Consider the following 26,781-nt stretch of genomic DNA (forward strand, 5'->3'; position numbering starts at 1 on the left):
GCGTGCGTATTTGACCTTGTCATCGATGCGGGCGGCGGGTTTTCCTGACATGCAAGTTCCAATCGAAAAGTGATGGTAAATAGTTTAAATCTACCATAACGATGAAGTCGATTGGATTGAGCACGCGATGCGTGAGGCAGTCACAACGGGCTCATACCGCCTGACTGGATTGAGTTGACGAGGGTGCTATTAGAGAGCCGATGTGAGCCAAGGCGTCATCCTTCATCGGCCCTTGACCTGTCTCAAACGCGCATCGCCAAAACTGTAGGCCGAAGCCGCAAGTTGCGGCTGCGGCCTTCCAGCGTCATCGGGGATGGCTACTATTTGCTCCTAGGCGCATCGCAGGATTCACAGCGGTGCCAACCTGATTGACATAACAGCAAATTTCAAAGGAGTAGGTATGCAACGTTTTTCCATGCGCACCCTGGGTGTCGCCGCTGCAGTGGTTGCCGGCGCTCTGTCGATGGCGGCCTGCACGGTCACCAAGCCTGAAACCAGCAATGCGCCTCGTGCCGATGAGACGTCGGTAGACGCCCGTGCCAACGCCGCGCTGGAGCGCCTGTACCAGACCGCCCCTGGCTCCAAGGACCTGGTCGCACGCTCCAAGGGCGTGCTGGTGTTCCCATCGGTGATTGGTGGCAGCTTTGTGGTGGGCGTGGAGCACGGCCGCGGCGTGCTGCGCGTGGGCAGCCGCAGCGACAGCTACTACAGCACCACGGGCGCGTCGATCGGCTGGCAGGCCGGTGGCCAGTCCAAGGCTGTGATCTATGTGTTCAACACGCCCGAAGCGCTGGCGAAGTTCCGCCAGAGCAACGGCTGGTCAGTGGGTGCAGATGCCACCGTGGCCGCAGGCCGCGTTGGCGCCAACGGCAGCATCGACACCACCTCGGCCCAGGCCCCGGTGACCAGCTTTGTGCTGAACAATGCCGGCCTGGAAGCGGGCGTGTCGCTGCAAGGCGCCAAGATCACCAAGATCAAGGAATAAGGCAGCGCCCACCGCGTCTGCAAAGCACAAACCGGCCAGCAGGCCGGTTTTTTTGCGCTTGTCGCGCCTGTCCTATGCCTGCCTTTTTACTGCTGGCCTTCGCTCAAGGTGTGCAGCTGGAACTTGCCCGAGGCATCCCAGAGCCAGGTCTCGGTGTAGGAGACCATGACTTCGCCGTGGCGCAAGTGCTGGGGGGCGGGAAAGGGCGCAGCGGCCTGCACCAGTGCCTCGATCAGGGGCGGCACTTCCTGGGCCTGCGCGGGCTCGCGCATCCAGTTCATGTCCTGGATATGGCCGTCTTCATCGAGCAAGAGCTCCAGCACGCCAATGGCATAGAGCATGGGCGGCAGCATGCCCGGGTAGATGCGCTCGGGGTAGCGCTCATACAGGTGCTGGGCGCAGCGCTTGCGGTAAGCCTCGTCGGCGACCGGGTTGAGCACCGAGTCCTGCCCATCGGCCTCCGGGGACCACTGGGGTATGCGCGCGCCGGGCAACTGGGTCAGCACCGACAGATAGCTGTCCTGGTCGTCGTCCTGCTCGGGGGCGTGGGGCGGCTTTGCGGGCCCGCCGGCTGCTGCCCGTGGGGGCGCGGGCGACGTTTGCGGTATACGAAAAAGCGTATGCCAAAGTCGTGACAGCAGGGAGGTGGAGGGTCGATCGCTCATGGTACAAATCCGTCTATAGCGGCCCTGCAGTATGGCAGGCCGATCTTCATCATGGAACAAGGCATGCCCGTACTGCAGCAATTATTGGCGCGCCTGGCGACGCAGGATGCCTGTCTGGTCCAGGTGGAGTCTACCCAGGGATCGGCTCCGCGCGATGCCGGTGCCTGGATGGCCGTGTTTGCCCAGGACCAGCTGGGCACGATTGGCGGTGGCCACCTGGAGTGGCAGGCCGCCAACAGGGCCCGTGATCTGCTGGCCCGTGGCGGCGCGCCGCAAAGCGAGCGGTTTGCGCTGGGCCCGCGCCTGGGCCAATGCTGCGGCGGCGTGGTGCACCTGCGGTTTCAGCGCATTGCGCAGGCCGACAGCGAGCCGCTGGCGCAGCAGCTGGCGCCCGAGTGCAGCCCCGTGGCGGTGTTTGGCGCGGGCCACGTGGGCGCAGCGCTGGTGCAGGTGCTGAGCAACCTGCCGCTTGCCATCACCTGGGTGGACAGCCGCGAGGCGCTGTTTCCGCCCGCGTTGCCGGCCCATGTGCAGACCGAGTATTCCGATCCCATCGAGGGCGCGGTGGCCGCCCTGGCGCCGGGCAGCAGTGTGTTCATCCTCACCCATGACCACCAGCAGGACCTGCAGATCACCCAGGCCTGCCTGCAGCGCCAGCGCCAGCACGGCGATCTGGACCTGATCGGGCTCATTGGCAGCGCCACCAAGCGCGCCAGCTTTGCGCACCGGCTGGCCGAGCGGGGTTTTGCCGATGCAGAGTTTGCCCGCATCACCTGCCCGATCGGGCTGCCGGGCATCCAGGGTAAGGCCCCGGAGGTGATTGCGATTGCTGTGGCTGCCCAGCTGCTGCAGCATCTGCAGCGGACGCAGCATGCCTGATGGGGCTTCCCCCCTGGGCAGGTGCCATGCATGCGGTGTAGAGGCCACCTGCAGTGAGTTTGCTGCGTTGCATCAGGGTTTTATCTAGGGGCTGTGCAGCTTTTTGCCGACCTTTGGGCGGCAGAAATTGCATACACTTTGAGTCTACAAAAGGTCGCAGCGGTGCCCCGGTCATCCCGATGATGGCTGTGGATTGCGGCCTGTCTGCTGCTCAGATCGCCCGCCGTGGTGAGCAGGTTCAACAAGTGGCCGGTGCCTCCACGCTGGCTGCTTGATGAGGAGAGCGGGCATCACCCCTCCCTCGCACTGGCAGACCCCACGCTGCCAAGGATGAGAGCAATGGAAGGCTATATCCTCGATTGGGCGAACCTGTTGTTGCGCTGGCTGCATGTGATCACAGCCATCGCCTGGGTCGGTTCGTCGTTCTATTTTGTGTTTCTCGACAGCAGCCTGACCCCGCCGGAAGACGAAGACCTGAAAAAGCAGGGTGTGAGCGGTGAGCTCTGGGCCGTGCATGGCGGGGGTTTTTACCACCCGGTCAAGTTCAATGTCTCGCCGCCCAAGCTGCCCGACCATCTGCACTGGTTCTACTGGGAGAGCTACACCACCTGGCTCTCGGGCTTTGCGCTGCTGACGGTGTCCTACCTGTGGAACGCCAATATCTACCTGGTCAACCCGGCCGACCCGAATGCGATGAGCGCGCCACTGGCGGTGTTCACCGCACTGAGCTTTCTGGCGGTGTTCTGGCTGCTGTACGACGGCATCTGCCGCGTGTTTGGCTTCAAAAAGCATGGCGATGCGATTGTGGGCGCGATGGTGCTGGTGCAGGTCTGCATTGCCGCGTACCTGGCCTGCCATATCTTCCCGGGCCAGGCGGCCTTCTTGCTGATGGGCGCGATGCTGGCCACCTCGATGAGCGCCAACGTGTTCTTCTGGATCATCCCGGGCCAGCGCACCGTGGTGCGGGCGCTCAAGAATGGCGACCCGGTCGACCCCATCTACGGCAAGCGCGGCAAGCAGCGCAGTGTGCACAACACCTATTTCACATTGCCGGTGCTGTTTGCGATGCTGTCCAACCACTACGGCTGGCTCTACAACCAGAAGTACAACTGGCTGGTGCTCATCGGCATGATGTTTGCCGGCGCGGCCATTCGCCAGTTCTTTGTGCTGCGCCATGGCCACAAGCTCGGCCGCAACAAGCACCCCTGGCCTTATGCGCTGATCGGGGTGCTGGTGATTCTGGGCGTGATCGCCTGGCTGCGCCCCGGCCCCAAGCCCGCAGCAGCCGCTGCGCCCACATCGGCCCCCGCCAGCCAGCCCGCAGCTGGCGCCGTGCCCTATGGTGAGGTGGCCAAGGTGTTTGCCCAGCACTGCGTGCTGTGCCACAGCGCCACGGGCCTGGCGCAAAAGAATGTGAAGCTCGACAGCCCCGGCGAGGTGGCCCAGCACACCCAGCAGATCTACCAGCAGGTGGTGGTGCTGCGCAAGATGCCCTTTGGCAACCCCGATGGGCTGAGTGCCGACGAGCGCGATCTGGTCAAGCGCTGGTTTGAATCCGGCGCCTCTACCGCGCCTTGATGGCGGGTGGCAGGGAGCGGGGCAGCCGCCCCGCCCGCCGAAATCCGACTACAGCCTGGGGTGGCTGATCGGCGTAGGATGGGAGGGTTGGGGCATGCCCAAGCCCCTCTTTGCGGTGGGTGGCTGGGGATGCGTGTCACAAATCCACATCTTCTCGCATGTCAAATTTCGATATCCAATTGCTGCTGACCGCCTTGGTGAGCGTGCTGGTGCTGGTGGCGCTGATTGTTTCGCGCATCCGCATGCACCCCTTGCTGGCCTTGCTGATCGTCTGTATCGGTGTGGGCTTTGCCACCGGCATGGCGCCGGGCGACATTGCCAAGAACATCACCAATGGCGCGGGCAAGACGCTGGGCGCGGTCGGCGTGGTGATTGCGCTGGGTGCAATGCTCGGCAAGATCCTGGCCGATTCGGGCACCACCGAGCGCCTGGCCAGCGCCATTCTGCGCCACACCTCGGACCGCATGATTCCCTGGGCGATGACCCTGGTGGCCTTCATCATCGGCATCCCAATGTTCTTCGAAGTGGGCCTGGTGGTGATGCTGCCGCTGATCTTCAGCGTGGCGCGCAAGCTCGAGAGCCGCGAGAACTTCAAGGGCTCGGCCTATGTCTATGTGGGCGTGCCGGTGATTGCGGCGCTCGCCTCGATGCACGGCATGGTGCCGCCCCATCCGGGCCCGCTGACCGCGATTGCCACCTTGAAGACCACGGTCGGCCCAACGATGCTGTACGGCTTTTTGGCCGCCTTGCCCGCGATGGTGCTGGGCGGGCCGCTGTACGGCGCCTTCATCACCCCGCGCATGACCACCCGGCCTGAGCAGGCGCTGCTGGACCAGTTCACCGAAGCCAAGCCCGACAGCGGCAAGGACCAACCCGGCATCGCGATGGGCGTGCTGTCTGCCCTGCTGCCCGCGCTGTTGATGCTCGCCCATGCGCTGGCCGAGATGGCCTTGCCCAAGGGCTCGGCCCTGCTGCAGGTGGCAAGCTTCCTGGGCAACCCGCTGATTGCGATGCTGCTGGGTGTGCTGTTTGCCGCCTTCACCCTGGTCTACCTGCGCGGCGGCGATGCCGAAAAGCTGCGCGACACCCTGGGCGCCAGCCTCAAGCCGATTGCCGGCATCATCATGATCATTGCTGGCGGCGGCGCTTTCCAGCAGGTGCTGACCAGTGCCAAGGTGGGTGACGCCATCGTGCACCTGACGCACCAGTTTGCGTTTCCGCCGCTGGTGCTGGGCTGGCTCATTGCGATGCTGCTGTCGGTGTCGACCGGCTCGGCCACCGTGGGCATCGTGGGTGCGGCCGGTTTGCTCGCGCCGCTCGCCGCTGCCGACCCCAGCCTGAACCTGCCTTTGCTGGCGCTGTCGATCGGCTGCGGCTCGCTGTTCTTCAACTATGCCAACCATGCCGGTTTCTGGATGGTCAAGGAATCCTTTGGCATGACCATGGGCGAGGCGACGCGCACGATCACCGTGGTGCAGTCCATCGTCTCGTTTGTGGGCCTGTTGATGGTGCTGCTGTTCAACGCCTTGCCGGCGCTGGGCGGATAGCGCTTTTTCCCATAAGAACCTGTTCAAAGCAAAAGGGCCGCAGCAGCAATGCTGGCGGCCCATTTTTTTTGCGCACAAGGGCGCTGCGCTCAGTCGGCCGGCTTGTCTTGCGCAGGCGCGTCGCTGCTGTCCGCGCCGGTCGCTGGCTCCTGCTCGGGGGCGTCGCCATCAGCGCCTTCCGGCGCGTCCGAGGCATGTCCGCTGGCCTTGCGCAGGGCTTTTTCTTCCTTTTTCTTCTTCTTTTCCAGCTCGCGCTGGCGCTTTTCATACTGGTAATTCGGCTTGGCCATGTTTTTTGTTCCTTATCGGTGTGCAGCCTCCACCATACAGCATGCGCCGTACTCGGGGCGCCGCCATAGGATTGTTTGAAGGCCGCAATGGGTAAAGTGGGCGGTTTGGGGGCCTGGCCGAGGCGGTCAGGATGTAGGTGCTGCTCCCAACGGCTGGGAATGCGGGCTGCAGGCAGCAAAAAACCGCCCGAAGGCGGTTATGGGGAGCGGTGCCGGACGATCAGGCGCCTGCCACTTCAATGCCCTTGAATTCGCCGGTGGCGATCTTTTCCTTCCAGATCGCCGGGCCGGTGATGTGGGCGCTGGTGCCGCCGGCATCCACCGCCACGGTCACGGGCATGTCGACCACGTCGAATTCATAGATCGCTTCCATGCCCAGATCGGCAAAACCGACCACCTTGGCCTGCTTGATGGCCTTGGAGACCAGGTAAGCGGCGCCGCCCACGGCCATCAGGTAGGCCGACTTGTGGTTCTTGATCGCTTCGATGGCGACCGGGCCGCGCTCGGACTTGCCGATCATCGCGATCAGGCCGGTCTGCGACAGCATCATGTCGGTGAACTTGTCCATGCGGGTGGCGGTGGTCGGGCCGGCAGGGCCAACGACTTCGTCACGCACCGGGTCCACCGGGCCCACGTAGTAGATCACGCGGTTGGCAAAGTCGACGGGCAGCGGCTCGCCCTTGGCCAGCATGTCCTGGATGCGCTTGTGCGCAGCGTCGCGGCCGGTCAGCATCTTGCCGTTGAGCAAGAGGGTGTCGCCCGGCTTCCAGCTGGCCACTTCTTCCTTGGTCAGGGTGTTCAGGTCCACGCGCTTGGACTTGTTGTAGTCCGGCGCCCAGTCGATCTTGGGCCAGGTGTCCAGCGATGGGGGATCGAGGTATACGGGGCCGGAGCCGTCCATCACGAAATGGGCGTGGCGGGTGGCGGCGCAGTTGGGGATCATCGCCACGGGCTTGGAGGCCGCGTGCGTGGGGTACATGTTGATCTTGACGTCCAGCACGGTGGTGAGGCCGCCCAGGCCCTGGGCGCCAATACCGAGGGCGTTGACCTTCTCGAACAGCTCCAGGCGCAGCTTTTCCACCTGGTCGAGCTCGGCACCGCTGGCAGCTTTTTGCTGCAGCTCGTACATGTCGAGGTCTTCCATCAGGCTTTCCTTGGCCAGCAGCACGGCCTTTTCAGCGGTGCCGCCAATGCCGATGCCCAGCATGCCCGGTGGGCACCAGCCCGCGCCCATGGTCGGCACGGTCTTGAGCACCCAGTCGACGATGCTGTCGCTGGGGTTCATCATGATCATCTTGGACTTGTTCTCCGAGCCGCCGCCCTTGGCCGCCACGGTCACATCCAGCTTGTCGCCCGGCACGATCTGCACATTGATGACGGCGGGCGTGTTGTCCTTGGTGTTCTTGCGGGCGAACTGGGGATCGGCCACCACGGAGGCGCGCAAGGTGTTGTCGGGGTGGTTGTAGCCCCGGCGCACGCCTTCGTTGATCGCGTCTTCCAGGCCCATCGTGAAGTCTTCCCACTTCACCTCCATGCCCACCTTCAGGAACACGTTGACGATGCCGGTGTCCTGGCAGATGGGGCGCTGGCCGGTGGCGCTCATCTTGGAGTTGGTCAGGATCTGGGCCATCGCATCCTTGGCCGCCGGGCTTTGCTCGCGCTCATAGGCCCGTGCCAGGTGCTGGATGAAATCCGGTGTGTGGTAGTAGCTGATGTACTGCAGGGCGCCCGCGATCGAGTCGATCAGGTCCTGCTGACGGATGGAGGTGGTCATCGTGCTTGTGGGGTGGGTTTTGGATTGCGCAAGGCTATGGTGCCGTTGGCGCTCGGTATCACGGGGGCAATTATCGGCCTTTCGCCAGGCCGGTGGTGGCAAATGCCCGATAAGTCTTCTAGAAGAGTCAGGTGTCGCGCAGGTGTCGAGATGGCGCAAGAGCATGCGCCCAGTATGGCTGCTTGATGCAGATGAGAACGGCTGTCATTGCCTGCGTTAGGATGCGATGCCGCGCCCGCTTTGCCGCAAAGCGGGCGGCATCCTATTTACGAATCCTGCGGCCCACCAGCCACACGCTTACCAGCCAGACGAGCCGCGTTGCAATTGTTGAGATACAAGGAGTGATCCAGACATGACAGCTACCCGCCAGGAAAAAGACACCTTCGGCCTGATCGATGTGCCGGCCGACAAACTCTGGGGTGCCCAGACGCAGCGCTCGCTGCAGAACTTTGACATCAGCGGCGAGAAGCAGCCCGGCGAGATCATCCACGCGCTGGCGCAGGTGAAAAAGGCCAGTGCCACCGTCAACCACGCGCTGGGCCTGCTCGACGAGAAGAAGGCCAAGGCCATCAATGCGGCGGCCGACGAGGTGATTGCCGGCCAGCACCCCGATGAGTTCCCGCTGGTGGTCTGGCAGACCGGCTCGGGCACGCAGACCAATATGAACGTCAACGAAGTGCTGGCCAACCGCGCCAGCGAGCTGCTGGGCGGCGAGCGCGGTGAGTCGCGCCTGGTGCACCCCAATGACGAGGTGAACAAAAGCCAGTCCAGCAACGACGTCTACCCCACCGCCATGCATGTGGCCGCCGTCACCGCCATCGAGCGCAAGCTGCTGCCTGCGCTGGAGAAGCTGCGCCGCACCCTGCAGGCCAAGAGCGAGGCCTTCAACGACATCGTCAAGATCGGCCGCACCCACCTGCAGGATGCGACGCCGCTGACCCTGGGCCAGGAGATCTCCGGCTGGGTGGCCCAGCTCGAACACGGCGCCAAGCACATCAAGTCGGCGCTGCCCCATCTGTATGAGCTGGCGCTGGGCGGCACGGCCGTGGGCACGGGCCTCAACGCCCCCAAGGGCTATGCCGAAGGCGTGGCCCAGGAGCTGGCCAAGCTGACCGGCTACCCCTTCATCACCTCGCCCAACAAGTTCGAATCGCTGGGCTCCTGCGACGCGCTGGTGTTTGGCCATGGCGCCCTCAAGACGCTGGCCGCCAGCCTGATGAAGATCGCCAACGATGTGCGCTGGCTGGCATCGGGCCCGCGCAGCGGCCTGGGCGAGATCTCCATCCCCGAGAACGAGCCGGGCTCGTCGATCATGCCGGGCAAGGTCAACCCCACGCAGTGCGAGGCGATGACCATGCTCTGCGCCCAGGTGTTTGGCAACGATGCCGCGATCAATGTGGGCGGTGCCTCGGGCAACTTCGAGCTCAATGTGTTCCGCCCCATGGTGGCGCACAACTTCCTGCAAAGCGTGCGCCTGCTGGCCGATGGCATGGTGAGCTTTAACGACCACTGCGCCGTCGGCATCGAGCCCAACCGCGAGCGCATCACCGAGCTGGTCAGCCGCTCGCTGATGCTGGTGACCGCCCTGAACACCCATATCGGCTACGACAAGGCGGCCTATATTGCGAAGAAGGCGCATAAAGAAGGCAGTAGCCTGCGCGATGCGGCCGTGGCCAGCGGCCATGTGACGGCCGAGCAGTTTGACCAGTGGGTCGTGCCCGAGCACATGGTGGGCAATCTGTAAGCGTCTAGACGCTTGAACGTTCCAGGGCCCGCATCACTGCGGGCCTTGTGCTTTTACACTGGCGGTTTCTGCCTTTTCCCTTTGGACCATTCATGCCCTCAGAGCCTATGCAAGCGTCGACCGCCTCTTCCCCGCCCGGCACAGGCTTGCTCGAGGACGGCGTGGATATCCATGTGCTGGCCCAGGCGCTGGGCGTGCCGGTGCTCGAGACGCCCTGGCATATGCCGCAGTACCAGCTGGGTGAGCAGGGCGCCTGGCGGCTGCTGCGCGGCGGCATGGGGCTGGACAGGGGTTACTACAGCGGCAGCTGCGTCTATGGGGGCTCTACCGCGCTGTTGCGCCAGAACGCACAAGGCGGCTGGGACACCTGGATGTCGCTGTCGCCTTTCGAGATCGAGAGCCAGGAGCTGGCCTGCCGCCATGCGCATGGCCACACGGTGGTCATGGGCCTGGGGATGGGATGGGTGACGGCCAATATAGCGCTGAACCCGGCCGTGGAGCGGATCACCGTGGTCGAGCGTGATCCGGAGGTGATCGCGCTATTCCAGCATATGCAGGTGCTGGAAGGCTTGCAGGCAGAGGTCGCCGCCAAGATCCATATCGTCCAAGCCGATGCGCTGCAATGGCGCCCAGCGCCGCAGCAGCCGGTGGACTTTCTGTATGCCGATATCTGGCTGCAATTGGCCGAGCCCCAGGCGCTGGCCGACGTGCAGCAGATGCAGGCAAATGTGCAGGCGAGCCTGCTGTATTTCTGGGGCCAGGAGTGGGTGCTGGCTGGGCCCTTGCAAGCCCTTTGGGGCAGCCCAGCCTGGGCTGATGCGCTGCCACAGGCGCTAGCCGACACGCGCCTGCCCTTGCTCAGCGCCGTGGACGGCGGATTTGCCCCCTGGGTGGAGCGCATCTGGCGTGAGCGCCTGGCACGCAGGCCTGCTCCAAGCATTCGGTGATCTAGGCCCGCGCTGCCCAGGCCGAGCGGCCGCCTTGCCAGGCCAGCAGTGCCAGGGTCAATAGCATCGCCACATTCACGGCCTGCCAACCCAGGGTCTGGATCAGCACACCGCAGCTGAGCGACATCAGCGCGGCGCTGCCATTGTTGGTCCATTCCATCATCGGCTGGGCCTGGGGGCGCTCCTCGGGGCTGCAGGCCTGGTTCAGCAGGCTGATGCCGGCGAGGATCATCAGGTTCCAGCCGGCGCCCAGCAGCAAGGAGCTGAGCAAGAACGGCACAAATTCCGTGCCGATCAGCGCCACGCCTGCGCTGGCGGCCAGCAGCGCCGCGCCCAGCCAGGCCAGGCGCCGGGCGCCAAAGCGGTCCACCGCGCGGCCCGCGAACAAGGACGGCGCAAACATGCCCAGCACATGCCACTGGATCACCTGGGTGGAGCTGGCCAGCGAGTGGCCCGCGCCATGCATGGCCAGCGGGGTGGCGTTCATCACCAGCACCATCAGCCCATGGCCGCAGGCGCTCAGCACAATGGCCTGGCGCAGCGCAGGGCGCTGCCACAACTGGCGCCGCGAAAGTGGGGGCTTGGCGGCGGACTTGGCCTGCATCGGCAGCTGAAGGCGGGGCGGCAGGCATTGCAGCAGCGCGCAGGCCAGCAGGGCCAGCACCGCAATGGCCAGGTAGGCGCCGGCCAGCGGTGTGGCCAGCGCACCTGCGGTGTGGATGGCCAGGCTGGGGGCGAGCAGGGCGGCCGCGATGCCGCCGGCCAGCACCCAGGCTGCGGCACGGCCGCTGTGCTCGGCCGGCATGCCATCGAGCGCCGTGAAGCGGTAAAAACCGGCAGAGGCCTGGTAGCCGCCCAGCAGCAGCATCGCCAGGCAAAACAGCCCAAAGCTGGCCTGCACCACCGCCCAGGCGGCCAGCAGCCCGGCCGCTACGCCCAGCAGTGCCCCGTATTGCAGGCCCCGCGCCCGGCCAAGCCGCTGCATCCAGCGGGCCAACTGGCCAATCGACAGCAGATTGCCTGCCACCAGCAAGGTCAGCGGCACTGTGGCCAGCACCGGCCAGGGCGCCAGCTGCCGGCCCACGAGGCCGGTGAGGGCGATGCCGATGATGGAGCAGGACCAGTACAGCGCTTGCGCGATGCTGAGGGTGAGCAGTTGGGGATGGCGTTGGAGCAGCATGGGCGGTGATTTGGGAATAACGGGGCGTGGGGGAGCTGCCGGGCAGCATCGGCTGTCCGGATCGCATGGTTTGGGCAGGAGGGTTCAGCCGCCCAGCGGCGGGCGCTGGTTAACCCACGCCAAAGCGCTCGGCAAAGGCCTGGGGGCTGACGGCCAGCGTTTTGTGAAAGCTGCGGCGCAGGTTTTCCGGGTGGCCAAAGCCGCACAGCCGCGCCACCGTGGAGACGGAGGCCTGGCGCTGGCTGAGCAAGGTGGTGGCAGCCTGCAGCCGCACCCGTTCCACATAGCGGGCCGGCGTGATGCCCAGCTCTTGCTGGAACACGCGTGCCAAGGTGCGGGGCGGCAGGCAGGCCTGCGCGGCCAATTGCTCCACACCCAGGCGCTCGCCCAGGTGGCCGGGAATCCATTCAAGCAGGCCAGCCAGGCGCGGCGCCTGCGTGGTCTCGGCCGCCAGCAGTGGGCTGAACTGCGCCTGGCCACCGGGCCGGCGCACAAACATCACCAGGTGGCGGGCCACGGCCAGCGCCATGCTGCGGCCCAGGTCGGCTTCGACGAGGCTCAGCGCCAGGTCGATGCCCGAGGTCACCCCCGCCGATGTGAAGATATGGCGCTGCTGCGGATGGCTGGCATCAAAGGTGTGCAGCCGGTCGCCATCGACCTGGATGGGGCGCTCCATCGCCGCGAGCTCGGCCAGGCGGCACCAGTGGGTGGTGGCAGGCAGGCCATCGAGCAGGCCGGCGCGCGCCAGGATCAGCGCACCCGAGCAGACCGAGCCCAGGCGCTGCACCTGGGGCGCCGTGCGCTGCAGCCATTGGCGCAGGCCGCTGTGGTGCTGCACATCGACCACGCCATCGCCCCCCGGCACCAGCACGGTGCTGTTGGCGCCCGGGCGCAGCTGGCCCAGGCCCTGGGTGGCGATGGTCTGCAAACCGCAGGACAGGGTTACCGGCCCCGCCTCCAGCCCGGCAAAGACCAGCTGGTAGAAGGCGGGCTGGCCCTGGCGCTGGCGCACATCGTTGGCGGTGGCAAACACCTGCATGGGCCCGGTGATGTCCAGGCTCATCGCGCGCGGGTAGGCGATGCAGATGACGCGGTGGCCGGGCTGGGCGCTGTGGGCGGCGGTGGTGCGGGATGGAGACATGCACACAGTGTGCATGCAGCGCGATGTGGCAGCAATGACATTGATCGCACAGATTCTGCCAAGCTGCAGTTAAAGCGCAACAGCTATGGGGGTGATTGGGCAATGCAAACGGCCAAGCGCGGAGTTTGTAGGACAGCTGCGCGACAATAGCCGATTGCAATCCAACAGCGAAGACGCAGCGGCACAGCTGCGCGTCCCCCATACGATGACTGCCTTGAACCAACCCGGAATCCTGCTGGCGCTGCCCGCTGCCAGCCGCTACCAACTCTGGAACATCTCGGGCGACGCCCCGGCCGTGCGCGCCGCGCTGGCGCGCCTGCAGCAATGGGCCGATGGCGAGCAGGCCGTCGTCTGCATCGGCCAGCCGGTGGCCGATTTGCTGGGTGTGCAGGTGCCAGGCTTGCGCAATTTCCCGGCCATCACCGGGCCCCAAGGCCCGCTGGCGCTGACGCCCCATGCGCTGTGCCTGTGGCTGCGCGGCAATGACCAGGGCGATCTGCTGCGTCTGTCGCGCGAGGCCGCTGCGCTGCTGGCGCCGGCCTTCAGCCGCGAGAAGGTGGTCGATTGCTTCCGCCACGGCTGGAACGGCAAGGATGCGGTGCGCGATCTGACCGGCTACGAAGACGGCACCGAAAACCCCAAGGACGACGACGCCGTGCACGCCGCCATTGCCGATGGCATGGGCCCGGGGCTGGATGGCGGCAGCTACTTTGCCGTGCAGCAGTGGCTGCATGACATGGACGCCTTTGCCCGCATGAGTGCGCTGCAAAAGGACCACATGATTGGCCGGCGCCTGAGCGACAACGAGGAGCTGGACGACGCGCCCGAGTCGGCCCACGTCAAGCGCACTGCGCAGGAGAGTTTCGAGCCCGAAGCCTTTATCCTGCGACGCAATATGCCCTGGTGGAAGGTGCAACCCGATGGCAGCGACGCCGTGGGCGCCATCTTTGCCGGTTTTGGCCGCAGCTATGACGCCTTTGAAGCGCAGATGCGCCGCATGGCGGGCGAGGAAGACGGCATTGCGGACGGCCTGTTCCAGATGTCCAACCCCGTTACCAACGCCTACTACTGGTGCCCGCCGATGCGGGATGGCCGTGTTGATCTGCGCGCGTTGGGGCTGTAAGTATATTGAGGCGCTAACACGGCCCAGCAAACCGCAGGTTTGCGGTTGAGACTAGGCGTCCCCGACTAGGCGTCCCCGACTAGGCGCCCTGCCGCAGGCAGTACAACAGTACGACAAGGCAGGGTGCGGCCGGCCAGGTAACGACGTATCAAGGGCTGTGTTAGTGACTCAACCCCAGAGCGTGGGCTTGTTGACCATCAGGTAATACACACCCAGCATTGCCACAAAGGCTGGGTAGCCCAGTGCCTCCCAGCGGCTGGCCAGGCGCCGGTATTCGTCGGGCAGCGGCTGGCCTTGTGCGTCGGCATTCGCAGCCAGGCGGGCCATGCGAATTTGCATGCCCACCACCGGCAGCCAGCACAGGCCCGCCAGCACATACAGTGCCATCGACAGCAGCAGCCAGGGCGTGTGCCAGGGCCAGCCGGCCATCACCATCAGCGCCCAGCCGCTGATCGGCTGAATGATGACCGCCGGCGTCGTGAACCACCAATCGGCCCGCACCACCAGCCGGCTGACCACGGCCTGGGCCGCCACATTGCCGCTGCGGTTGGCAAAGAACATATAGAAGGCCGAGCCAAAGCCGGTGCCGACCATCAGCACGCTCGACAGAATATGCAGGGTTTTGAGCAGCAAATAGGTGTTCATCATTCACTCCCTCCGTCGCAGGGGCTGCTCTGCCACAGCAACCAGAGCGCAGCAGCAATCGGCAGGTTCTTGGACAAGGGGCCCAGCGGGTGCAGCCAGAGACTGGGCAGCAGGGCGGTAGCGGCCAGGGTCATCGCCAGCATGGCTGCCAACGAAGCGGCATAGGCCGCACGCCCGGGCCGGCACAGCAGCCACAGGCCCAGCAGCAGATCCAGCGCCACGCCAGCGCCAATCAGCCAGGCCTGGATCTGGGGCGATGTGATGCCGCCGGCCGCCAGCAAAGCGGTGCTTTCGCCCTGCCACTGCAGCAGGCTGGCGGCGGCCGTCCACAGCCAGACGGCGACCAGGCTCAGGCGCAACAGCTGCAAGGGCGGGTGCATGGGCTGAGCGCGCGGCGGGGTGGTCATGCGCAGCTTTCGGGCGATGGGGTGGCTGCCGGGTTGCGGATCAGGGCCAGCATCTGCGCCGGATCTGTGGGCGCACGCCCGAGCCACTGGGCCATTGGCGCCGGGTCGCAGCAGTTGTCCAGCGATGCCAGCTGCAAGGAGGCGCTGCACCAGGGGCTGCTGGGCACCGCATCGCCCAGCCGTGCACTGGCCTGGGTGGCCCAGCCGGGCAGGCGCAGCTGCAGCGGCTGGCTGCGGCCCGCTTGCTGGCGCAGGCTGGCAATCATCTGCGCCATGCTGAGGCGCTGGGGCCCACCCAGCGGCACGATGCCGGTGGTGGGGGACTGCAGCAACCGTACCATCACCTCGGCCAGTTCATCAACGGCGACGGGCTGCATCAGGCGCTGCTGCATCACCGCTGGCAGCACCAGCACCGGCAGCAGCGCCAGGCGCATGAACAGCTGGGTGCTGGCGCCTTGCGCGCCGATGACGATGCTGGGCCGCACAACAATGCCATCGAGCTGGCCCTGCGCGGTCAGGGCCAGCAAATGGGCATCGGCAGCACGCTTGGTGCGGGCGTAGTCGGTGTCGTTGCCCTCCACCCCCAGGGCCGAGAGCTGCATCACGCGCCGCACCCCTGCCTGGGCACAGGCCTCGAACAGCGCTTGCGGGCTGGTCTGGTGCAGGGCTTCCAGGCTGGCACCGTCGGGCCCCGGCTGGTCGCGTAGGCTGCCCACGGCGTTAATGACCATGTCCACGCCTTGCAGATGGGGCAGCCAATCGGCAGGCTGCTGTATCTTGCCAAACTGCAGCGGCGGTTGCGAGCGCCGGCTGGCGGCAATAACGCGCAGGCCCTGGGCACGCAGCTGGCGCGCCAGCGCCTGGCCGATAAAGCCCTGGCCGCCGCAGAGCAGGACGGTGGGCTGGGGGGTGTTGGGGCTGTGCATGGTCTCTCCTGGTGGCCAAGGGCGTTGAGGGTTGCAGCGCGTTTAGCGCGGCCGATCGATATCGCAGGCATCGCTGCCGCGTGCACAGGCCGCACTGCGTGCAGCAGCCTGCCGGGCCTGGCGCCGCACGGTGCATTGCAAGCCTTGCTCCAGCACCCAGGCCATCGGTGCCAGTGGCAGGCGGTAGCGGTTGCGCGCGAGCAGCGGGTAGAGCTTGTCGAGCGCATCGGCCACCAGCGGCAGCCCGGCCAGCCGGGGCACCCAGGCCCAGCCCACACCCAGGTAGGCGCGGGTCAGGCAATCGACCCCGATGTAGATCTGGCCATCGGCGCCCACGCCATGGATGGCCTGCATCAGCGCGGCCTTGTCGGCCGGGGCCTCACTCAGGTCGGCGCTGCTGGCGTCAATAAAGATGAGCTTGCCCGCCTGGTTGCGCAGCATCAGATGGCGCATCTCGGCATTGCACATGCGGCAGCTGGCGTCGTAGTAGATGGTCAGCGGGAAGCGGGTGTCGGCGGTATCACGGCTCAGCATATGCATTCCTTTCGATGTTTCTGTCAAAACAGAAATAATGGTGCCAAAAAAAGGCCGCTCTCCTTGCAGGGCACGGCCATGGGGTTCTCAGGGCTTGCTCAGCGCCTCGGGCTCCTGCGCCGCAGCACTGCCGCGCACAAAACGCTGCACGGTCGCGCCCAGGGTCAGGATCTTGTCCAGGGTGGCGGGCGAGAGGCGTAGCATCTCGTCGCTCCAGGCGCCCAGCTTTTGCATCAGCTCCAGGGTCGCCAGGATGCGGTCCTGGCCATCGGGGCTTTCGCGGGCAAAGTCGGGGCTGTTGACCAAGGACTGCAGCAGGCGGGTGGTGGGATCGAACTCGCGCTCCTTGCGCTCCCGCACGATGGTGCGCAGCAACTCCCAGACATCGACGCTGGTCTCGAAATAGTCGCGCCGGTCGCCCAGCACGTGCGTCACCCGCACCAGCTGCCAGGATTGCAGCTCCTTCAAGCTGTTGCTGACATTGGAGCGCGCCACATTCAAGGTCTCGCTCAGTTGCTCGGCATTGAGCGGCTTGCCCAGCACAAACAGCAGCGCATGGATTTGCGAGACCGTGCGGTTGACGCCCCACAGCGATCCCATCTCGCCCCAGTGCAGCACAAATTGTTGTTGGATGTCGGTCATTTGCATGGGTTAGATTCTAGAGATTCATTTATTTCTGTCAAGACAGAAATAAAGATGCAATAAAAAGGCCATCGCGGATGGATGGCCTTGGTTTGGGTTGTTTTGCTGGCCGCCTGGTCGCAGATGCCGCCAGCGCCGTGCTTAGTGCAGCAGGTTGTTGCCTGGCGCCTGGGGTTGCACGCGGAAGAAGCCGGTGCCGCAGGTGCCCGTGCCGATCTCTTCTTCGGTCGCCTCGCGCACGGCAGCCACCTGGATGTCCAGGCGAATGGCGATGCCGGCCAGCGGGTGGTTGCCGTCCAGCACCACATGCTCGGGGTAGAGCTCGGTGACGGTGTAGATCATGTCGCGCGGCGCATCGGGGTTGGTACCCTGGGGCAAGGCATGGCCTTCGATGGTCATGCCTTCTTCCAGATCAGCCGGGAACAGCGCGCGCGATTCCAAAAAGACCTTTTCTTCGTCGTAATCGCCAAAGGCGTCTTCGGGCTCCAGGTGCAGCTGCACGCGGCTACCGACGGTATGGCCTTGCAGCGCCTGCTCCACGCGCGCCAGCAGATCCTGGCCTCCGACCAGGAATTCCACGGGCTCGTCGAGCACATCCAGGGTCTCGCCCAAAGTGTCTTTCAGCGTCCAGGTCAGTGCGACCACGCATTGATCAATGATTTCCATAGGACAATTGTCGCAGTTTGGGCCCGGGCGCCCAGAGGATTACCGAGAAAGCCATGCAAATCGAACAAGCACTGCCTCTGCTGGGGGGCATCTCCCCGGCCCAGTTCATGCGCCGTTACTGGCAGAAAAAACCACTGCTGGTGCGCGGCGCCGTCAGCGACTGGAAAGACCTGCAGCTGCCGCTGCCACGCAGCGAGCTGTTTGCGCTGGCCGGCGAAGAGGGCGTGGAGTCGCGCCTGATCCAGCACAAGGCGGGTGCCTGGACGGTCAAGCACGGGCCCTTCAGCCGCCGTGCCATCCCCTCGCTCAAGACGCCGGAATGGACCTTGCTGCTGCAGGGCCTGGATCTGCACAGCGATGCCGCCCATGCGCTGCTGCAGCGCTTTGCCTTTGTGCCGGCCGCGCGCCTCGATGACCTGATGGTGAGTTACGCCAGCGATGGCGGCGGCGTGGGCCCGCATTTCGACAGCTATGACGTGTTCCTGCTGCAGGCCCATGGCAAGCGCCGCTGGCGCATCGGCAAGCAAAAGAACCTGGCGCTGAAGGACGGCATTCCGCTCAAGATCCTGGCCGAGTTCGAAGCGCAAGAGGAGTATGTGCTCGAGCCCGGCGACATGCTCTACCTGCCGCCGCGCTATGCGCACGACGGCGTGGCCGAAGGCGAGTGCATGACCTATTCGATCGGTTTCCGCTCCCCGGCGCAGCAGGAGCTGGCCGGCGAGCTGCTGATGCGCATGTCCGAGAGCGATGAGATGGACGAGGTCAACGCCAAGGCCGGCTCGCCGATCTACCAGGACCCCAAGCAGGCGGCGGTGCAGGCGCCTGGCGCGATACCGCCTGCGATGCTGGACTTTGCCCGCGCGGCGATCGAAAGGCGCCTGGCCGAGCCGCTGGCGCTGGCCCGTGCGCTGGGCGAGGCGCTGACCGAGCCCAAGGCCAATGTCTGGTTCGAGCCCGAGGATTCGCCCGCCATGCTCGAAGCCGTGGCGCTGGACCGCAAGACCCGCATGGTGTACGACGAACACCATGTCTTCATCAATGGCGAGAGCTACCGCGCCGCAGGCCGCGACTTCAGCCTGATGAAGAAGCTGGCCGATGGCCGCCACCTGGACCGGCGCGATATCAGCGGCGCCAGCGACGATGCCTTGCAGCTGCTGTCGCAGTGGTGCGAGGATGGCTGGGCCCACGCGGTGCCGCAGTGATGGCCAGCGCCAGCCCAGCCCCCGCTGCATGGCAGCCCGCCGATGGCCTGAGTGGCCGCTTTGAGGGCCGGGCTGCGTTTGATGCGCAGGTGCTGCATTTTCTGCAGCAGGCAGCTGTGCAGGGCTGGCGCGAGGTCATCGTCGCCGACCTGGATTTTGCCGACTGGCCCTGGGGCAGCGCCGATGCGGTGGAGCTGCTGCACCACTGGGCGCGCCAGGGCGGGCAGATGACGGTACTGGCCCACCGCTTTGACCGCCTGGTGCAGCGCCACCCGCGCTGGGTGCAATGGCGCAGGACCTGGGACCACCGCCTGCAGTGCCGCAGGCTGCTCAGCCGCGATGAGGCGCAGATCCCCAGCGCGCTGTGGTCGCCCCAGTGGGCCGTGCAGCGCCTGGATGTGGCGCGCTGCGTGGGTGTGGCCAGTGCCGAGCGCAGCGCCATCGTGCCCTTGGGCGAGCGATTGCAGGAGTGGGTGCGCTCGGCCAGCACGCCGGACTTTGCCGCGACGGTGCTGGGTTTGTAGGTCATTGTTGACAAGCGTGTCTTTCGTTGCTGCGCGGCAACGAAAGACATACGCCTGGCATAGTCAGCCAGCACGGGTAATCCCTATAATTCATTTCAGACGCTGAGGCGTTAATTACTTTGTGCTACGCACTCTTGGCCCGGGCGTTCTGTTTGCCCTGGCCCGTTCCACAAAAATCCACCGTCGTTAGGAATATCCAAATGAAGAAATCCCTTGTTATCGCATCGTTGATGGCTGCTGTTGCTCTGGCTGCTTGCGGCAAGAAGGAAGAAGCTGCTGTGCCCGCACCAGCACCTGCGCCCGTGGAAGCGCCAGCACCTGCACCCGCACCTGCTGTTGAAGCTGCCAAGGACGCCGCCAACGCTGCTGCTGATGCTGCCAAGGACGCTGCTGCCGATGCCAGCGCTGCTGCTTCGAAGGCTGCAGACGCTACCAAGGAAGCTGCTGGCAATGCCGTCGATGCGACCAAGGACGCTGCCCACAATGCCGCTGAAGCCGCCAAGGACGCAGGCGCTGCTGCCGCTGACGCTGCCAAGTCGGCTGCTGACGCTGCTGCCAACGCCGCTACCGCTGCCAAGGAATCGGTGAGCAAGTAAGCGCTGAGCCGCTGGCCTGGTGGATGCCGGGCCTGCGCTGCAGACTTGCCTGAACGAGCCCGTGCTTTGCACGGGCTTTTTTGTTGGGCGCTGGGGGTGCTGATGGCCGATGGCCGATGGAAGGGCGTGCCTTTGCACCCTAGGCCCTTTCGAACAGGTTCTTAGTGCCCCAAGCCCGCGCCCATGAAAAAAGCCACTGCGGCTGCGCAGTGGCTTCGGGGGGGGGCGGTACACGGCCAAGTTAGGCCGCGCAGTGCATCACTTCATGTCGTCTGCCAGCACCTTCAGAATGCGCTGGGCGTTCGCCGAGGTGTCGGCCTTGCCGCTCTCGTTGAGCACGGTGACATTGCTGGTGTTGGCTTCGCTCTTGACCTGGATGCGGTACTTGATCGGGTCCGGTGCATCGGGGTTGCGGTTGAAGATCTTGGCAAAGAAACCATCGGGCTTCTTGTTCAGATCGGTCGGGTCGATGTAACGCACAAAGTACACGCCCTGGCTGCGGTCGCGGTCCTCGACGGTGAAACCGGTGCGGTCCAGCGCCAGGCCCACACGGCGCCAGGTGCGGTCAAATGGATCGCTGACCTGCAGCACCGGCGAGCCATCGGCCGCGGTCGCGATCTTGGAGGTGCTCACAGGGGCCAGTGGCGCAGCCGCAATCGCCTTGGACTGCTCTTCGCTCACGCCCAGCTTGACCATGATGCGGCGCAGGAATTCGGTTTCCAGCTCTGGATCGGCCTTGCGCGGCTGCCAGATGGTGCTGTCCTTTTCCTTGTTGGAGTAAACCTCTTCCATGCCGCGGTGGCTGACATAGATTTCGGTCTTGCCATCGGGGCGGCGCTCGATGCGGGTGCGGAACTTGTCTTGCTCACCGGTCGAGTAGATCGAGTCAAACACCTTGCCAATGGAGCGGCGGATGAAATCCTGCGGCAGCTTGGCGCGGTTCTCGGCCCAGTCGGTTTCCATGATGCCGATGTCGGGGCGCTCGATGGTCAGCGCAAAGCCGCTTTCCTGCCAGAAGTCCTTGACCGGCTCCCAGACCTTGTCTGCGGGGCGGTCGATGACCAGCCAGCGCTGGTTGCCATCGCGCTCGATTTGCACATCGCCAATCTGCGACGCGGCGGTGTTGGCCGTGCCCTTGGGGGCGGCATCCTTTTGCACCTGGTAGGCCGCAGCCGAGACCGTGCCGCCAGGCACGACATAGCGCGAGTCCTTGGACAGCTGGGTCAGGTCCGGGGGGACTTCCAGCGTTGGCCCTTTGGAGGCGCTCTTGTAGTCGATCTTGTCGCCTTCGAGAATATTGCCGGTACCGCAAGCGGCCAAAGTGACAGACAGGCTCAGCACGCTGAGTTTTGCGAGGGAATTCACGTTCAAATCCTTAACAGAGGCAACGCGCAGATGTTGCTTTAGAGCAAGGAGGCTCCGCGCATTGCAGCTTCCACCGTGCCATGCAGACCGGCGGAAAGCTCGGTCATCGGCAGGCGCAGGGTCGGGCCACACAGGCCCATCTTGTTGGCCGCCCACTTTACCGGAATGGGGTTGGCCTCCAAGAAGAGGGCTTTATGCAGCGGCAGCAGTTTATTCTGAATTTCCATAGCCCGACCAACATCCTTGGCAATTGCCGCCTGGCATAGCTGGCTCATCAGGCGTGGCGCGACGTTGGCCGTGACGCTGACATTGCCGTGTCCGCCGCACAGCATCAGGGCCACGGCGGTGGGGTCATCACCCGAGTAGATGCCAAAGCCGTCTGGCGCATCCTTGATCAGCCACTGCGCGCGCTCGATGTTGCCGGTGGCTTCCTTGATGCCGACGATGCCGGGCACTTCGGCCAGGCGCAGCACGGTGTCGTGCTGCATGTCGGCCACGCTGCGGCCCGGAACGTTGTAGAGGAAGATGGGCAGGTCGCCCACCGCTTCGGCAATCGCCTTGAAGTGCTGGAACTGGCCTTCCTGGGTCGGCTTGTTGTAGTAGGGCACGACCTGCAGCTGGCTGTCCGCGCCCACGCTCTTGGCGTACTTGGCCAGCGTGATGGCTTCGTGGGTGGAGTTGGCGCCACAGCCGGCCATGATGGGAACACGCTTGTTGGCCTGCTCGACCGAGACACGGATGATCTCCATGTGCTCTTCGACGGTGACCGTGGGCGACTCGCCCGTGGTGCCCACCACGCCGATGCAGTTGGTGCCTTCGGCGATATGCCAGTCAATCAGTTTTCGCAGGCTTGCATAGTCCACGCTGCCATCGGCAAGCAGGGGGGTGATCAGGGCAACAATACTACCGGTCAATGGAACACTGGTGGAAGTCATAGCGTGGAATGAAAGCTGGATGGAAGATTCTAGCGGTGGCTGGACTGCCGCCGCCGCAGGCAGTATAGCGTGCCCAGCGGCAATCGCTGTCATATTGATTGCAAACGCCTTTATTGTTTGGTCATTTTGAATGTTTTGTATCGGTTATTTGGTTAATTTGACGTAAATTTGAGGGCGATTGCTTGATATCGATTGTGTAATTGAATGCGCATGGGCGCGGGTAAGTCCTGTGGCCCCACCGGGGATGGCGCTGCCCGCCGTGAACTGCGGCACAATGCCTGCCATGCTGATGTATCCCCAATTTGACCCGATTGCCATCAAGCTCGGCCCGCTGGCTGTGCACTGGTATGGACTGACCTATCTGGTCGCCTTTGGCCTGTTTTTGTTCCTGGGCATACGCCGCCTCAAGGACCAGCCCTTTGCCTCGGTCACCACGCCCACGCGCTGGCTGCGCAAGGATGTCGAGGACATTCTGTTCTATGGCGTGCTGGGCGTCATCGTCGGTGGCCGCCTGGGCTACTGCCTGTTCTACAAACCCGGTTACTACCTCAGCAACCCGCTGGAGATCCTGGCGGTCTGGCAGGGCGGCATGAGCTTCCATGGCGGCCTGGTGGGCGTGATTGTGTCCATGGTGCTGTTTGCCAAGCTCAAGGGCCGGCCCTGGCTGCAGGTGGCCGACTTTGTCGCGCCTTGTATTCCGCTGGGCCTGGCCTCGGGCCGCGTGGGCAACTTCATCAATGGCGAGCTCTGGGGGCGCTTTTCCAGCCCCGATCTGCCCTGGGGCATGGTGTTTCCGCAAAGCGGCTCGATGCTGCCGCGCCACCCCTCGCAGATCTACCAGTTCTTGCTCGAAGGCGTGCTGCTGTTCGTCATCATGTGGCTGTACTCGCGCAAGCCGCGTGGCGAGGGCCAGGTGGCTGGCGTGTTCCTGATTGGCTACGGCCTGCTGCGCTTCATTGCCGAGTATTTCCGCGAGCCCGATGACTTTTTGGGCCTGCTGTCGCTGAACCTGAGCATGGGCCAGTGGCTCAGCCTGCCGATGGTGCTGCTGGGGATTTACCTCTGGAGCCGGGGCCGCAAGCAGCCGGTGTTGACGACGGCCTGAACCGCGTATCCCCTGGATTTATAGGGCTATACTGACCAGCCGCTGTGCCGGAACTCTCTGGCACAGCGGCTTTGTTTTTTGCCTGAGCGGAGAGAAGACGATATGACCAAAAAATGGGTGCTGGGCCTGGTGGCCGGTGTGTGCGTGCTGGGCAGTGCAGCGGTGTCTGCGCAGCAGGCCTTGCCCGATCTGAAAGTCGCCGTAGACCTGAGCTACGAGCCCTTTACCTACAAGCTGCCCACGGGCCAGCCCGCCGGTTTCGACGTCGACATCGCCAACGCGCTGTGCGCCCAGATCCAGCGCAAATGCGTGTTTGTCGAGCAGGTCTGGGACGGCATGATCCCCGGTCTGCAGGCCAAGAAATACGACGTGATCATCAGCTCGATGGCCAAGAACGAGGACCGCGCCCGTGTCGTGGACTTCACCAACAAGTACTACCACACCGGTGCGCGCATCGTGATGCCCAAAGGCTTCAAGTACACCGGCCCCGAGTCGCTCAAGGGCAAGAAGATGGGCGTGCTCAAGGCCAGCATCCAGGAGAAGTGGGCGCTGACCTACCTCAAGCCCGCAGGCGCCGATGTTGTCTCCTACCCCGGCCGTGACCCGGTCTACCTGGACATCAACTCCGGCCGCCTGGACGGCTCGGTCGCCGACAGCGTCGAGATCGCCTACGGCTTTTTGAAAAAGCCCGAGGGCCAGAACTTTGAGTTTGTCAGCGACACCTTGGTGGACAAGAAGATCTTTGGCGAAGGCGCCAGCATTGCGATGCGCAAGGGCCAGCCCGAGCTGAAGAAGTCGCTCAACGATGCGATTGCCGCCATCCGCGCGGACGGCCGCTACAAGCAGATCGCCGACAAGTACTTTGACTTTGACCCTTACGGCAAGGACTGAGAACGCAACGCAGTTCGCAACGGGTGGGGGCGTGGCCCCCACTCGTGACGCAAGCAGGCCTGGTGCAACCGGTGCCTGCTTTTTTTTGTGCCCGCAGCCGAGGAAGGTAAGCGTTTGCACCGGTAACAGTGGTCGCGGGGTATGAACCGGGTGTTAACACGGGGGACAAAATGCGCTGTAATTTCTCATAATTACAGCATTGCACTGCTGGACTGGTCTCTGAGCAAGAGACAAAGCCAAAGCCAATTCCAATGACAAAGTGGGAGTCTGGGGCGGGCGGTGCAGAGCGAATTTTTCCCAAAGGAGTGAGCGGATGGCGGTTGCCGGACAGCCTTTGCACGACACGGTGGCGATCCAGGTGCGTGACCTGATCTTTGCCGGCACCTTGGCGGCAGGCGAACTGCTGGATGAAAAGGCGCTGTGCGACCAGCTGTCCGTCTCGCGCACACCGCTGCGCGAAGCGCTCAAACTGCTGGTCTCCGAAGGGCTGCTGCGCCATGAGCCCCGGCGCGGCTGCTTTGTCGAGACCGTGACCGAGCGCGATCTGGACGATATCTTTCCGGTCATTGCGCTCTTGGAGGGGCGCGCCGCCTACGAGGCCACCAAGAAACTCAGCAGCGCCGACCGCGCCGTGCTCGATGTGATGCACGAGCAGCTGGCCCACTACGCCGAGGCGGGTGACATCGCGGCCTACTACCGCATGAACCACCAGATCCATGAGGCCTTCATCACCCTGGCCGACAACCGCTGGCTGGCCCAGGCCATTGCCGATCTGCGCCGCATTCTGCGCCTGGCACGGCTGCACCAGCTGCGTGCGCCCGGCCGCCTGCAGGCCAGCTTGCAGGAACACCTCGATATCTATGCCGTGATGCTGACGGGCGACGCCGATGCCGCCGAGCAGACCATGCGCAACCATTTGCTGCAGCAGCGCAAGGCCCTGCTGCGCACGACCCCCCTTTCACTGTCAAGGATTGCTTTATGACCACCGCTACCGAAACTTCGCCCGCCACTGGGGTGGACAGCGCCGCCAACAGCTGGCTGCAAAAAAGCGCGGCCTGGCTGCGCTCGGTCGGCATTCCTACCGAGCTGGGCAGCAGCAGCGCTGCCGAAGGCGAGCGCAGCACCACCGAGCGCCTCAAGGCCACCTTGCGCCGGGGCAATGAGGCGCTGTCGCCGCGCGAGCTGCGCCGCCTGCTGGCCGACCTGCAGGCCGTGGGCGCCAGCGAGGTGAGCGATGCCGAAGGCGGGCGCCTGGCCGAGCCGGTGATGCAGTGGTATGCCGCCGCCCAGCCCGAGCAGCGCCTGGACTGCTGGCGCCTGCTGTGCGAGCAGTTTGTGCCCGATGTGGCCAAGATCGGCCAGGCCCGCCAGCGCTACGAAGACGCGATCGGCACCGCCAGCATGGCCGCTGCCGAGCGCCACCTGCGCAAGGCCTTGCAGACGCCGCGCATGCGCCTGTTCCAGCGCTTTGCGGTGCCCGCGCAGGGCATGCGCTTCTTGCTCGATCTGCGCGCGCAGATGCTGCCCCAGCTCAAGAGCCAGGAATGGCTGGTCGCCGTGGACGCCGATCTGGAATACCTGTTTTCGACCTGGTTTGACATCGCCTTTCTGGAGCTGCGCAGCCTCAGCTGGGATTCGCCCGCGTCCTTGCTCGAAAAACTCATCAAGTACGAAGCGGTGCACGACATCCGCAGCTGGACGGACCTGAAAAACCGCCTCGACAGCGACCGCCGCTGCTACGGCTTTTTCCACCCGCGCCTGCCCAACGAGCCGCTGATCTTTGTCGAGGTGGCCCTGGTCGACAAGATGTCGGACAGCATTGCGCCGCTGCTGGACGAGGCCGCTGCTGCAGCCGATGTGAACAAGGCCAGCACGGCGATCTTCTACTCGATCAGCAACACCCAGACGGGCCTGCGCGGCGTGAGTTTTGGCGATTCGCTGATCAAGACCGTGGTCGAGCAGCTGCTGCAGGAGTTTCCCAAGCTGCGCCAGTTCGCCACCTTGTCACCGATACCGGGTTTTCGCAGCTGGCTGAGCAAGAACGCGGCCGAGGTCTGGGAGGGCGCCGACAAGCGCCTGCGCGCCGAGCTGGGCAAGGCACTGGACAAGGCCGAGCCCACGGTGGACGACTGGATGGCTGCGCTGGAGCAACCGGGCCAGTGGCAGGCGGGCGATGCGGCCGCCAAGCTGCTGCTGCATGCTGCTGCCCGCTACCTGGGCAAGAGCCTGGTCAAGGACAAACCGGTGGACCCGGTCGCGCGCTTTCACCTGGGTAATGGCTCACGCGTCGAGCGCCTGAACTGGGCGGGTGATACCTCGGCCAAGGGCATCAAGCAGTCCTATGGTTTGATGGTGAACTACCTGTACGACTTGAAGCGCCTGGACAAGCACCGCAATGCGCTCGCCCAGGGCAAGATTCCGATGTCATCGGGCATCGAGGCGCTGGCCAAGGTCTGAACCTGTTTTTGAGGATGGCAGGCCAGCATCGCG

Annotated in this window: 26 protein-coding genes and 1 pseudogene; 14 read left to right on the forward strand and 13 right to left on the reverse strand. The window is 64.6% G+C overall.

Going from position 1 to position 26,781, the window contains the following annotated elements; translation table 11 throughout:
- Positions 1–400 precede the first annotated feature (400 nt).
- Entirely contained in the window at positions 401–985 is a 585-nt protein-coding gene (locus WH303_RS19605; RefSeq protein ID WP_021024725.1) for a BPSL1445 family SYLF domain-containing lipoprotein, read from the forward strand.
- An 86-nt stretch (positions 986–1,071) separates the two neighbouring features.
- Here the strand turns inward: WH303_RS19605 and WH303_RS19610 are convergent, their stop codons facing one another.
- Positions 1,072–1,650, reverse strand: a complete 579-nt coding sequence (locus WH303_RS19610) for a hypothetical protein (RefSeq protein ID WP_339520527.1) — start codon at positions 1,648–1,650, stop codon at positions 1,072–1,074.
- Between the two features lie 63 nt (positions 1,651–1,713).
- On the opposite strand from WH303_RS19610, the gene xdhC reads away from it, so the two are divergent.
- The 3 genes from xdhC to WH303_RS19625 all read left to right on the forward strand — a co-directional run bounded on the left by xdhC (position 1,714) and on the right by WH303_RS19625 (position 5,654).
- Positions 1,714–2,529, forward strand: a complete 816-nt coding sequence (gene xdhC, locus WH303_RS19615) for a xanthine dehydrogenase accessory protein XdhC (protein WP_339520528.1) — start codon at positions 1,714–1,716, stop codon at positions 2,527–2,529.
- Positions 2,530–2,868: 339 nt separating this feature from the next.
- Positions 2,869–4,107: a urate hydroxylase PuuD gene (locus WH303_RS19620; protein WP_339520529.1), complete on the forward strand. Its 1,239-nt coding sequence runs from the start codon at positions 2,869–2,871 to the stop codon at positions 4,105–4,107.
- 158 nt (positions 4,108–4,265) lie between these two features.
- Positions 4,266–5,654 carry a GntP family permease gene (locus tag WH303_RS19625; protein WP_339520531.1) on the forward strand — a complete coding sequence of 463 codons (1,389 nt, stop codon included), beginning with the start codon at positions 4,266–4,268 and terminating at the stop codon, positions 5,652–5,654.
- An 89-nt stretch (positions 5,655–5,743) separates the two neighbouring features.
- Here WH303_RS19625 and WH303_RS19630 read toward each other — a convergent pair whose 3' ends face one another.
- Complete coding sequence (locus WH303_RS19630) at positions 5,744–5,944, reverse strand: hypothetical protein (protein WP_021024730.1); 201 nt, start codon at positions 5,942–5,944, stop codon at positions 5,744–5,746.
- A 220-nt stretch (positions 5,945–6,164) separates the two neighbouring features.
- Complete coding sequence (locus WH303_RS19635) at positions 6,165–7,718, reverse strand: fumarate hydratase (protein WP_339520532.1); 1,554 nt, start codon at positions 7,716–7,718, stop codon at positions 6,165–6,167.
- A 352-nt stretch (positions 7,719–8,070) separates the two neighbouring features.
- Between WH303_RS19635 and fumC the strand changes: the two genes are divergently transcribed.
- Positions 8,071–9,462, forward strand: a complete 1,392-nt coding sequence (gene fumC / locus WH303_RS19640) for a class II fumarate hydratase (RefSeq protein ID WP_116925816.1) — start codon at positions 8,071–8,073, stop codon at positions 9,460–9,462.
- A gap of 92 nt (positions 9,463–9,554) precedes the next feature.
- Positions 9,555–10,409, forward strand: a complete 855-nt coding sequence (locus WH303_RS19645; RefSeq protein ID WP_339520534.1) for a hypothetical protein — start codon at positions 9,555–9,557, stop codon at positions 10,407–10,409.
- A 1-nt stretch (position 10,410) separates the two neighbouring features.
- Here WH303_RS19645 and WH303_RS19650 read toward each other — a convergent pair whose 3' ends face one another.
- The gene (locus WH303_RS19650; RefSeq protein ID WP_339520535.1) at positions 10,411–11,589 is read right to left on the reverse strand and encodes an MFS transporter; all 1,179 of its coding nucleotides are present in this window, start codon (positions 11,587–11,589) and stop codon (positions 10,411–10,413) included.
- A gap of 109 nt (positions 11,590–11,698) precedes the next feature.
- On the reverse strand, positions 11,699–12,730 hold the full coding sequence (locus WH303_RS19655; RefSeq protein ID WP_339520536.1) for a GlxA family transcriptional regulator: 1,032 nt from the start codon (positions 12,728–12,730) through the stop codon (positions 11,699–11,701).
- A 205-nt stretch (positions 12,731–12,935) separates the two neighbouring features.
- On the opposite strand from WH303_RS19655, the gene WH303_RS19660 reads away from it, so the two are divergent.
- Positions 12,936–13,853 (forward strand): Dyp-type peroxidase, encoded by a 918-nt coding sequence (locus tag WH303_RS19660; RefSeq protein WP_027010944.1) that lies wholly within the window; start codon positions 12,936–12,938, stop codon positions 13,851–13,853.
- A gap of 168 nt (positions 13,854–14,021) precedes the next feature.
- On the opposite strand, the gene WH303_RS19665 is transcribed toward WH303_RS19660, so the two are convergent.
- The 6 genes from WH303_RS19665 to WH303_RS19690 form a co-directional block, all read right to left on the reverse strand.
- On the reverse strand, positions 14,022–14,498 hold the full coding sequence (locus WH303_RS19665) for a DUF2269 family protein (RefSeq protein WP_339520538.1): 477 nt from the start codon (positions 14,496–14,498) through the stop codon (positions 14,022–14,024).
- Positions 14,498–14,905 (reverse strand): DoxX-like family protein, encoded by a 408-nt coding sequence (locus tag WH303_RS19670; RefSeq protein WP_339520539.1) that lies wholly within the window; start codon positions 14,903–14,905, stop codon positions 14,498–14,500. The genes WH303_RS19665 and WH303_RS19670 overlap by 1 nt, the downstream gene beginning before the upstream one ends.
- The gene (locus tag WH303_RS19675; RefSeq protein ID WP_339520541.1) at positions 14,902–15,831 is read right to left on the reverse strand and encodes an NAD-dependent epimerase/dehydratase family protein; all 930 of its coding nucleotides are present in this window, start codon (positions 15,829–15,831) and stop codon (positions 14,902–14,904) included. The genes WH303_RS19670 and WH303_RS19675 overlap by 4 nt, the downstream gene beginning before the upstream one ends.
- Before the next feature lie 42 nt (positions 15,832–15,873).
- Complete coding sequence (locus tag WH303_RS19680) at positions 15,874–16,365, reverse strand: thiol-disulfide oxidoreductase DCC family protein (RefSeq protein ID WP_043340161.1); 492 nt, start codon at positions 16,363–16,365, stop codon at positions 15,874–15,876.
- 87 nt (positions 16,366–16,452) lie between these two features.
- Entirely contained in the window at positions 16,453–17,013 is a 561-nt protein-coding gene (locus WH303_RS19685) for a GbsR/MarR family transcriptional regulator (RefSeq protein WP_021027082.1), read from the reverse strand.
- A 135-nt stretch (positions 17,014–17,148) separates the two neighbouring features.
- Positions 17,149–17,673 (reverse strand): FKBP-type peptidyl-prolyl cis-trans isomerase, encoded by a 525-nt coding sequence (locus tag WH303_RS19690; RefSeq protein ID WP_021027081.1) that lies wholly within the window; start codon positions 17,671–17,673, stop codon positions 17,149–17,151.
- A 53-nt stretch (positions 17,674–17,726) separates the two neighbouring features.
- On the opposite strand from WH303_RS19690, the gene WH303_RS19695 reads away from it, so the two are divergent.
- The 3 genes and pseudogenes from WH303_RS19695 to WH303_RS23770 form a co-directional block, all read left to right on the forward strand.
- Positions 17,727–18,875 (forward strand): cupin domain-containing protein, encoded by a 1,149-nt coding sequence (locus tag WH303_RS19695; protein WP_339520545.1) that lies wholly within the window; start codon positions 17,727–17,729, stop codon positions 18,873–18,875.
- Positions 18,875–19,399, forward strand: a complete 525-nt coding sequence (locus WH303_RS19700; RefSeq protein ID WP_339520547.1) for a hypothetical protein — start codon at positions 18,875–18,877, stop codon at positions 19,397–19,399. The genes WH303_RS19695 and WH303_RS19700 overlap by 1 nt, the downstream gene beginning before the upstream one ends.
- A 200-nt stretch (positions 19,400–19,599) precedes the next feature.
- Positions 19,600–19,813: pseudogene (locus WH303_RS23770) on the forward strand (hypothetical protein); the annotation flags it as partial.
- Between the two features lie 440 nt (positions 19,814–20,253).
- Here WH303_RS23770 and bamC read toward each other — a convergent pair.
- Together bamC and dapA are read right to left on the reverse strand one after the other, a co-directional pair.
- Positions 20,254–21,360: an outer membrane protein assembly factor BamC gene (bamC, locus tag WH303_RS19710; protein WP_116925991.1), complete on the reverse strand. Its 1,107-nt coding sequence runs from the start codon at positions 21,358–21,360 to the stop codon at positions 20,254–20,256.
- Between the two features lie 38 nt (positions 21,361–21,398).
- Positions 21,399–22,295, reverse strand: a complete 897-nt coding sequence (gene dapA / locus WH303_RS19715) for a 4-hydroxy-tetrahydrodipicolinate synthase (RefSeq protein WP_339520549.1) — start codon at positions 22,293–22,295, stop codon at positions 21,399–21,401.
- Positions 22,296–22,569: 274 nt separating this feature from the next.
- Between dapA and lgt the strand changes: the two genes are divergently transcribed.
- The 4 genes from lgt to WH303_RS19735 all read left to right on the forward strand — a co-directional run bounded on the left by lgt (position 22,570) and on the right by WH303_RS19735 (position 26,748).
- Positions 22,570–23,400 carry a prolipoprotein diacylglyceryl transferase gene (gene lgt, locus WH303_RS19720; RefSeq protein WP_027010942.1) on the forward strand — a complete coding sequence of 277 codons (831 nt, stop codon included), beginning with the start codon at positions 22,570–22,572 and terminating at the stop codon, positions 23,398–23,400.
- A 102-nt stretch (positions 23,401–23,502) separates the two neighbouring features.
- Positions 23,503–24,291, forward strand: coding sequence for a transporter substrate-binding domain-containing protein (locus WH303_RS19725; protein ID WP_339520550.1), 789 nt, complete (start codon positions 23,503–23,505; stop codon positions 24,289–24,291).
- A 313-nt stretch (positions 24,292–24,604) separates the two neighbouring features.
- Positions 24,605–25,273, forward strand: a complete 669-nt coding sequence (locus WH303_RS19730) for a GntR family transcriptional regulator (protein WP_339520552.1) — start codon at positions 24,605–24,607, stop codon at positions 25,271–25,273.
- The gene (locus WH303_RS19735; protein ID WP_339520554.1) at positions 25,270–26,748 is read left to right on the forward strand and encodes a malonyl-CoA decarboxylase; all 1,479 of its coding nucleotides are present in this window, start codon (positions 25,270–25,272) and stop codon (positions 26,746–26,748) included. The genes WH303_RS19730 and WH303_RS19735 overlap by 4 nt, the downstream gene beginning before the upstream one ends.
- Positions 26,749–26,781: the final 33 nt, after the last annotated feature.

Source organism: Comamonas sp. MYb69 (assembly GCF_037479315.1).
GTDB lineage: Bacteria > Pseudomonadota > Gammaproteobacteria > Burkholderiales > Burkholderiaceae_C > Comamonas.

What these genes read in the sequence shown, in the direction of transcription:
- xdhC (WP_339520528.1), top strand. Translation starts at nt 1,714, where the DNA reads ATGCCCGTACTGCAGCAATTATTGGCGCGCCTGGCGACGCAGGATGCC.
- WH303_RS19685 (WP_021027082.1), bottom strand. Translation starts at nt 17,013, where the DNA reads ATGCAAATGACCGACATCCAACAACAATTTGTGCTGCACTGGGGCGAG.
- WH303_RS19725 (WP_339520550.1), top strand. Translation starts at nt 23,503, where the DNA reads ATGACCAAAAAATGGGTGCTGGGCCTGGTGGCCGGTGTGTGCGTGCTG.
- WH303_RS19655 (WP_339520536.1), bottom strand. Translation starts at nt 12,730, where the DNA reads ATGTCTCCATCCCGCACCACCGCCGCCCACAGCGCCCAGCCCGGCCAC.
- WH303_RS19665 (WP_339520538.1), bottom strand. Translation starts at nt 14,498, where the DNA reads ATGAACACCTATTTGCTGCTCAAAACCCTGCATATTCTGTCGAGCGTG.
- WH303_RS19630 (WP_021024730.1), bottom strand. Translation starts at nt 5,944, where the DNA reads ATGGCCAAGCCGAATTACCAGTATGAAAAGCGCCAGCGCGAGCTGGAA.
- WH303_RS19625 (WP_339520531.1), top strand. Translation starts at nt 4,266, where the DNA reads ATGTCAAATTTCGATATCCAATTGCTGCTGACCGCCTTGGTGAGCGTG.
- dapA (WP_339520549.1), bottom strand. Translation starts at nt 22,295, where the DNA reads ATGACTTCCACCAGTGTTCCATTGACCGGTAGTATTGTTGCCCTGATC.
- WH303_RS19645 (WP_339520534.1), top strand. Translation starts at nt 9,555, where the DNA reads ATGCCCTCAGAGCCTATGCAAGCGTCGACCGCCTCTTCCCCGCCCGGC.
- WH303_RS19735 (WP_339520554.1), top strand. Translation starts at nt 25,270, where the DNA reads ATGACCACCGCTACCGAAACTTCGCCCGCCACTGGGGTGGACAGCGCC.
- WH303_RS19620 (WP_339520529.1), top strand. Translation starts at nt 2,869, where the DNA reads ATGGAAGGCTATATCCTCGATTGGGCGAACCTGTTGTTGCGCTGGCTG.
- WH303_RS19700 (WP_339520547.1), top strand. Translation starts at nt 18,875, where the DNA reads ATGGCCAGCGCCAGCCCAGCCCCCGCTGCATGGCAGCCCGCCGATGGC.
- WH303_RS19635 (WP_339520532.1), bottom strand. Translation starts at nt 7,718, where the DNA reads ATGACCACCTCCATCCGTCAGCAGGACCTGATCGACTCGATCGCGGGC.
- WH303_RS19610 (WP_339520527.1), bottom strand. Translation starts at nt 1,650, where the DNA reads ATGAGCGATCGACCCTCCACCTCCCTGCTGTCACGACTTTGGCATACG.
- lgt (WP_027010942.1), top strand. Translation starts at nt 22,570, where the DNA reads ATGCCTGCCATGCTGATGTATCCCCAATTTGACCCGATTGCCATCAAG.
- WH303_RS19670 (WP_339520539.1), bottom strand. Translation starts at nt 14,905, where the DNA reads ATGACCACCCCGCCGCGCGCTCAGCCCATGCACCCGCCCTTGCAGCTG.
- WH303_RS19605 (WP_021024725.1), top strand. Translation starts at nt 401, where the DNA reads ATGCAACGTTTTTCCATGCGCACCCTGGGTGTCGCCGCTGCAGTGGTT.
- WH303_RS19675 (WP_339520541.1), bottom strand. Translation starts at nt 15,831, where the DNA reads ATGCACAGCCCCAACACCCCCCAGCCCACCGTCCTGCTCTGCGGCGGC.
- WH303_RS19660 (WP_027010944.1), top strand. Translation starts at nt 12,936, where the DNA reads ATGACTGCCTTGAACCAACCCGGAATCCTGCTGGCGCTGCCCGCTGCC.
- WH303_RS19680 (WP_043340161.1), bottom strand. Translation starts at nt 16,365, where the DNA reads ATGCTGAGCCGTGATACCGCCGACACCCGCTTCCCGCTGACCATCTAC.
- fumC (WP_116925816.1), top strand. Translation starts at nt 8,071, where the DNA reads ATGACAGCTACCCGCCAGGAAAAAGACACCTTCGGCCTGATCGATGTG.
- WH303_RS19730 (WP_339520552.1), top strand. Translation starts at nt 24,605, where the DNA reads ATGGCGGTTGCCGGACAGCCTTTGCACGACACGGTGGCGATCCAGGTG.
- WH303_RS19695 (WP_339520545.1), top strand. Translation starts at nt 17,727, where the DNA reads ATGCAAATCGAACAAGCACTGCCTCTGCTGGGGGGCATCTCCCCGGCC.
- WH303_RS19690 (WP_021027081.1), bottom strand. Translation starts at nt 17,673, where the DNA reads ATGGAAATCATTGATCAATGCGTGGTCGCACTGACCTGGACGCTGAAA.
- WH303_RS19650 (WP_339520535.1), bottom strand. Translation starts at nt 11,589, where the DNA reads ATGCTGCTCCAACGCCATCCCCAACTGCTCACCCTCAGCATCGCGCAA.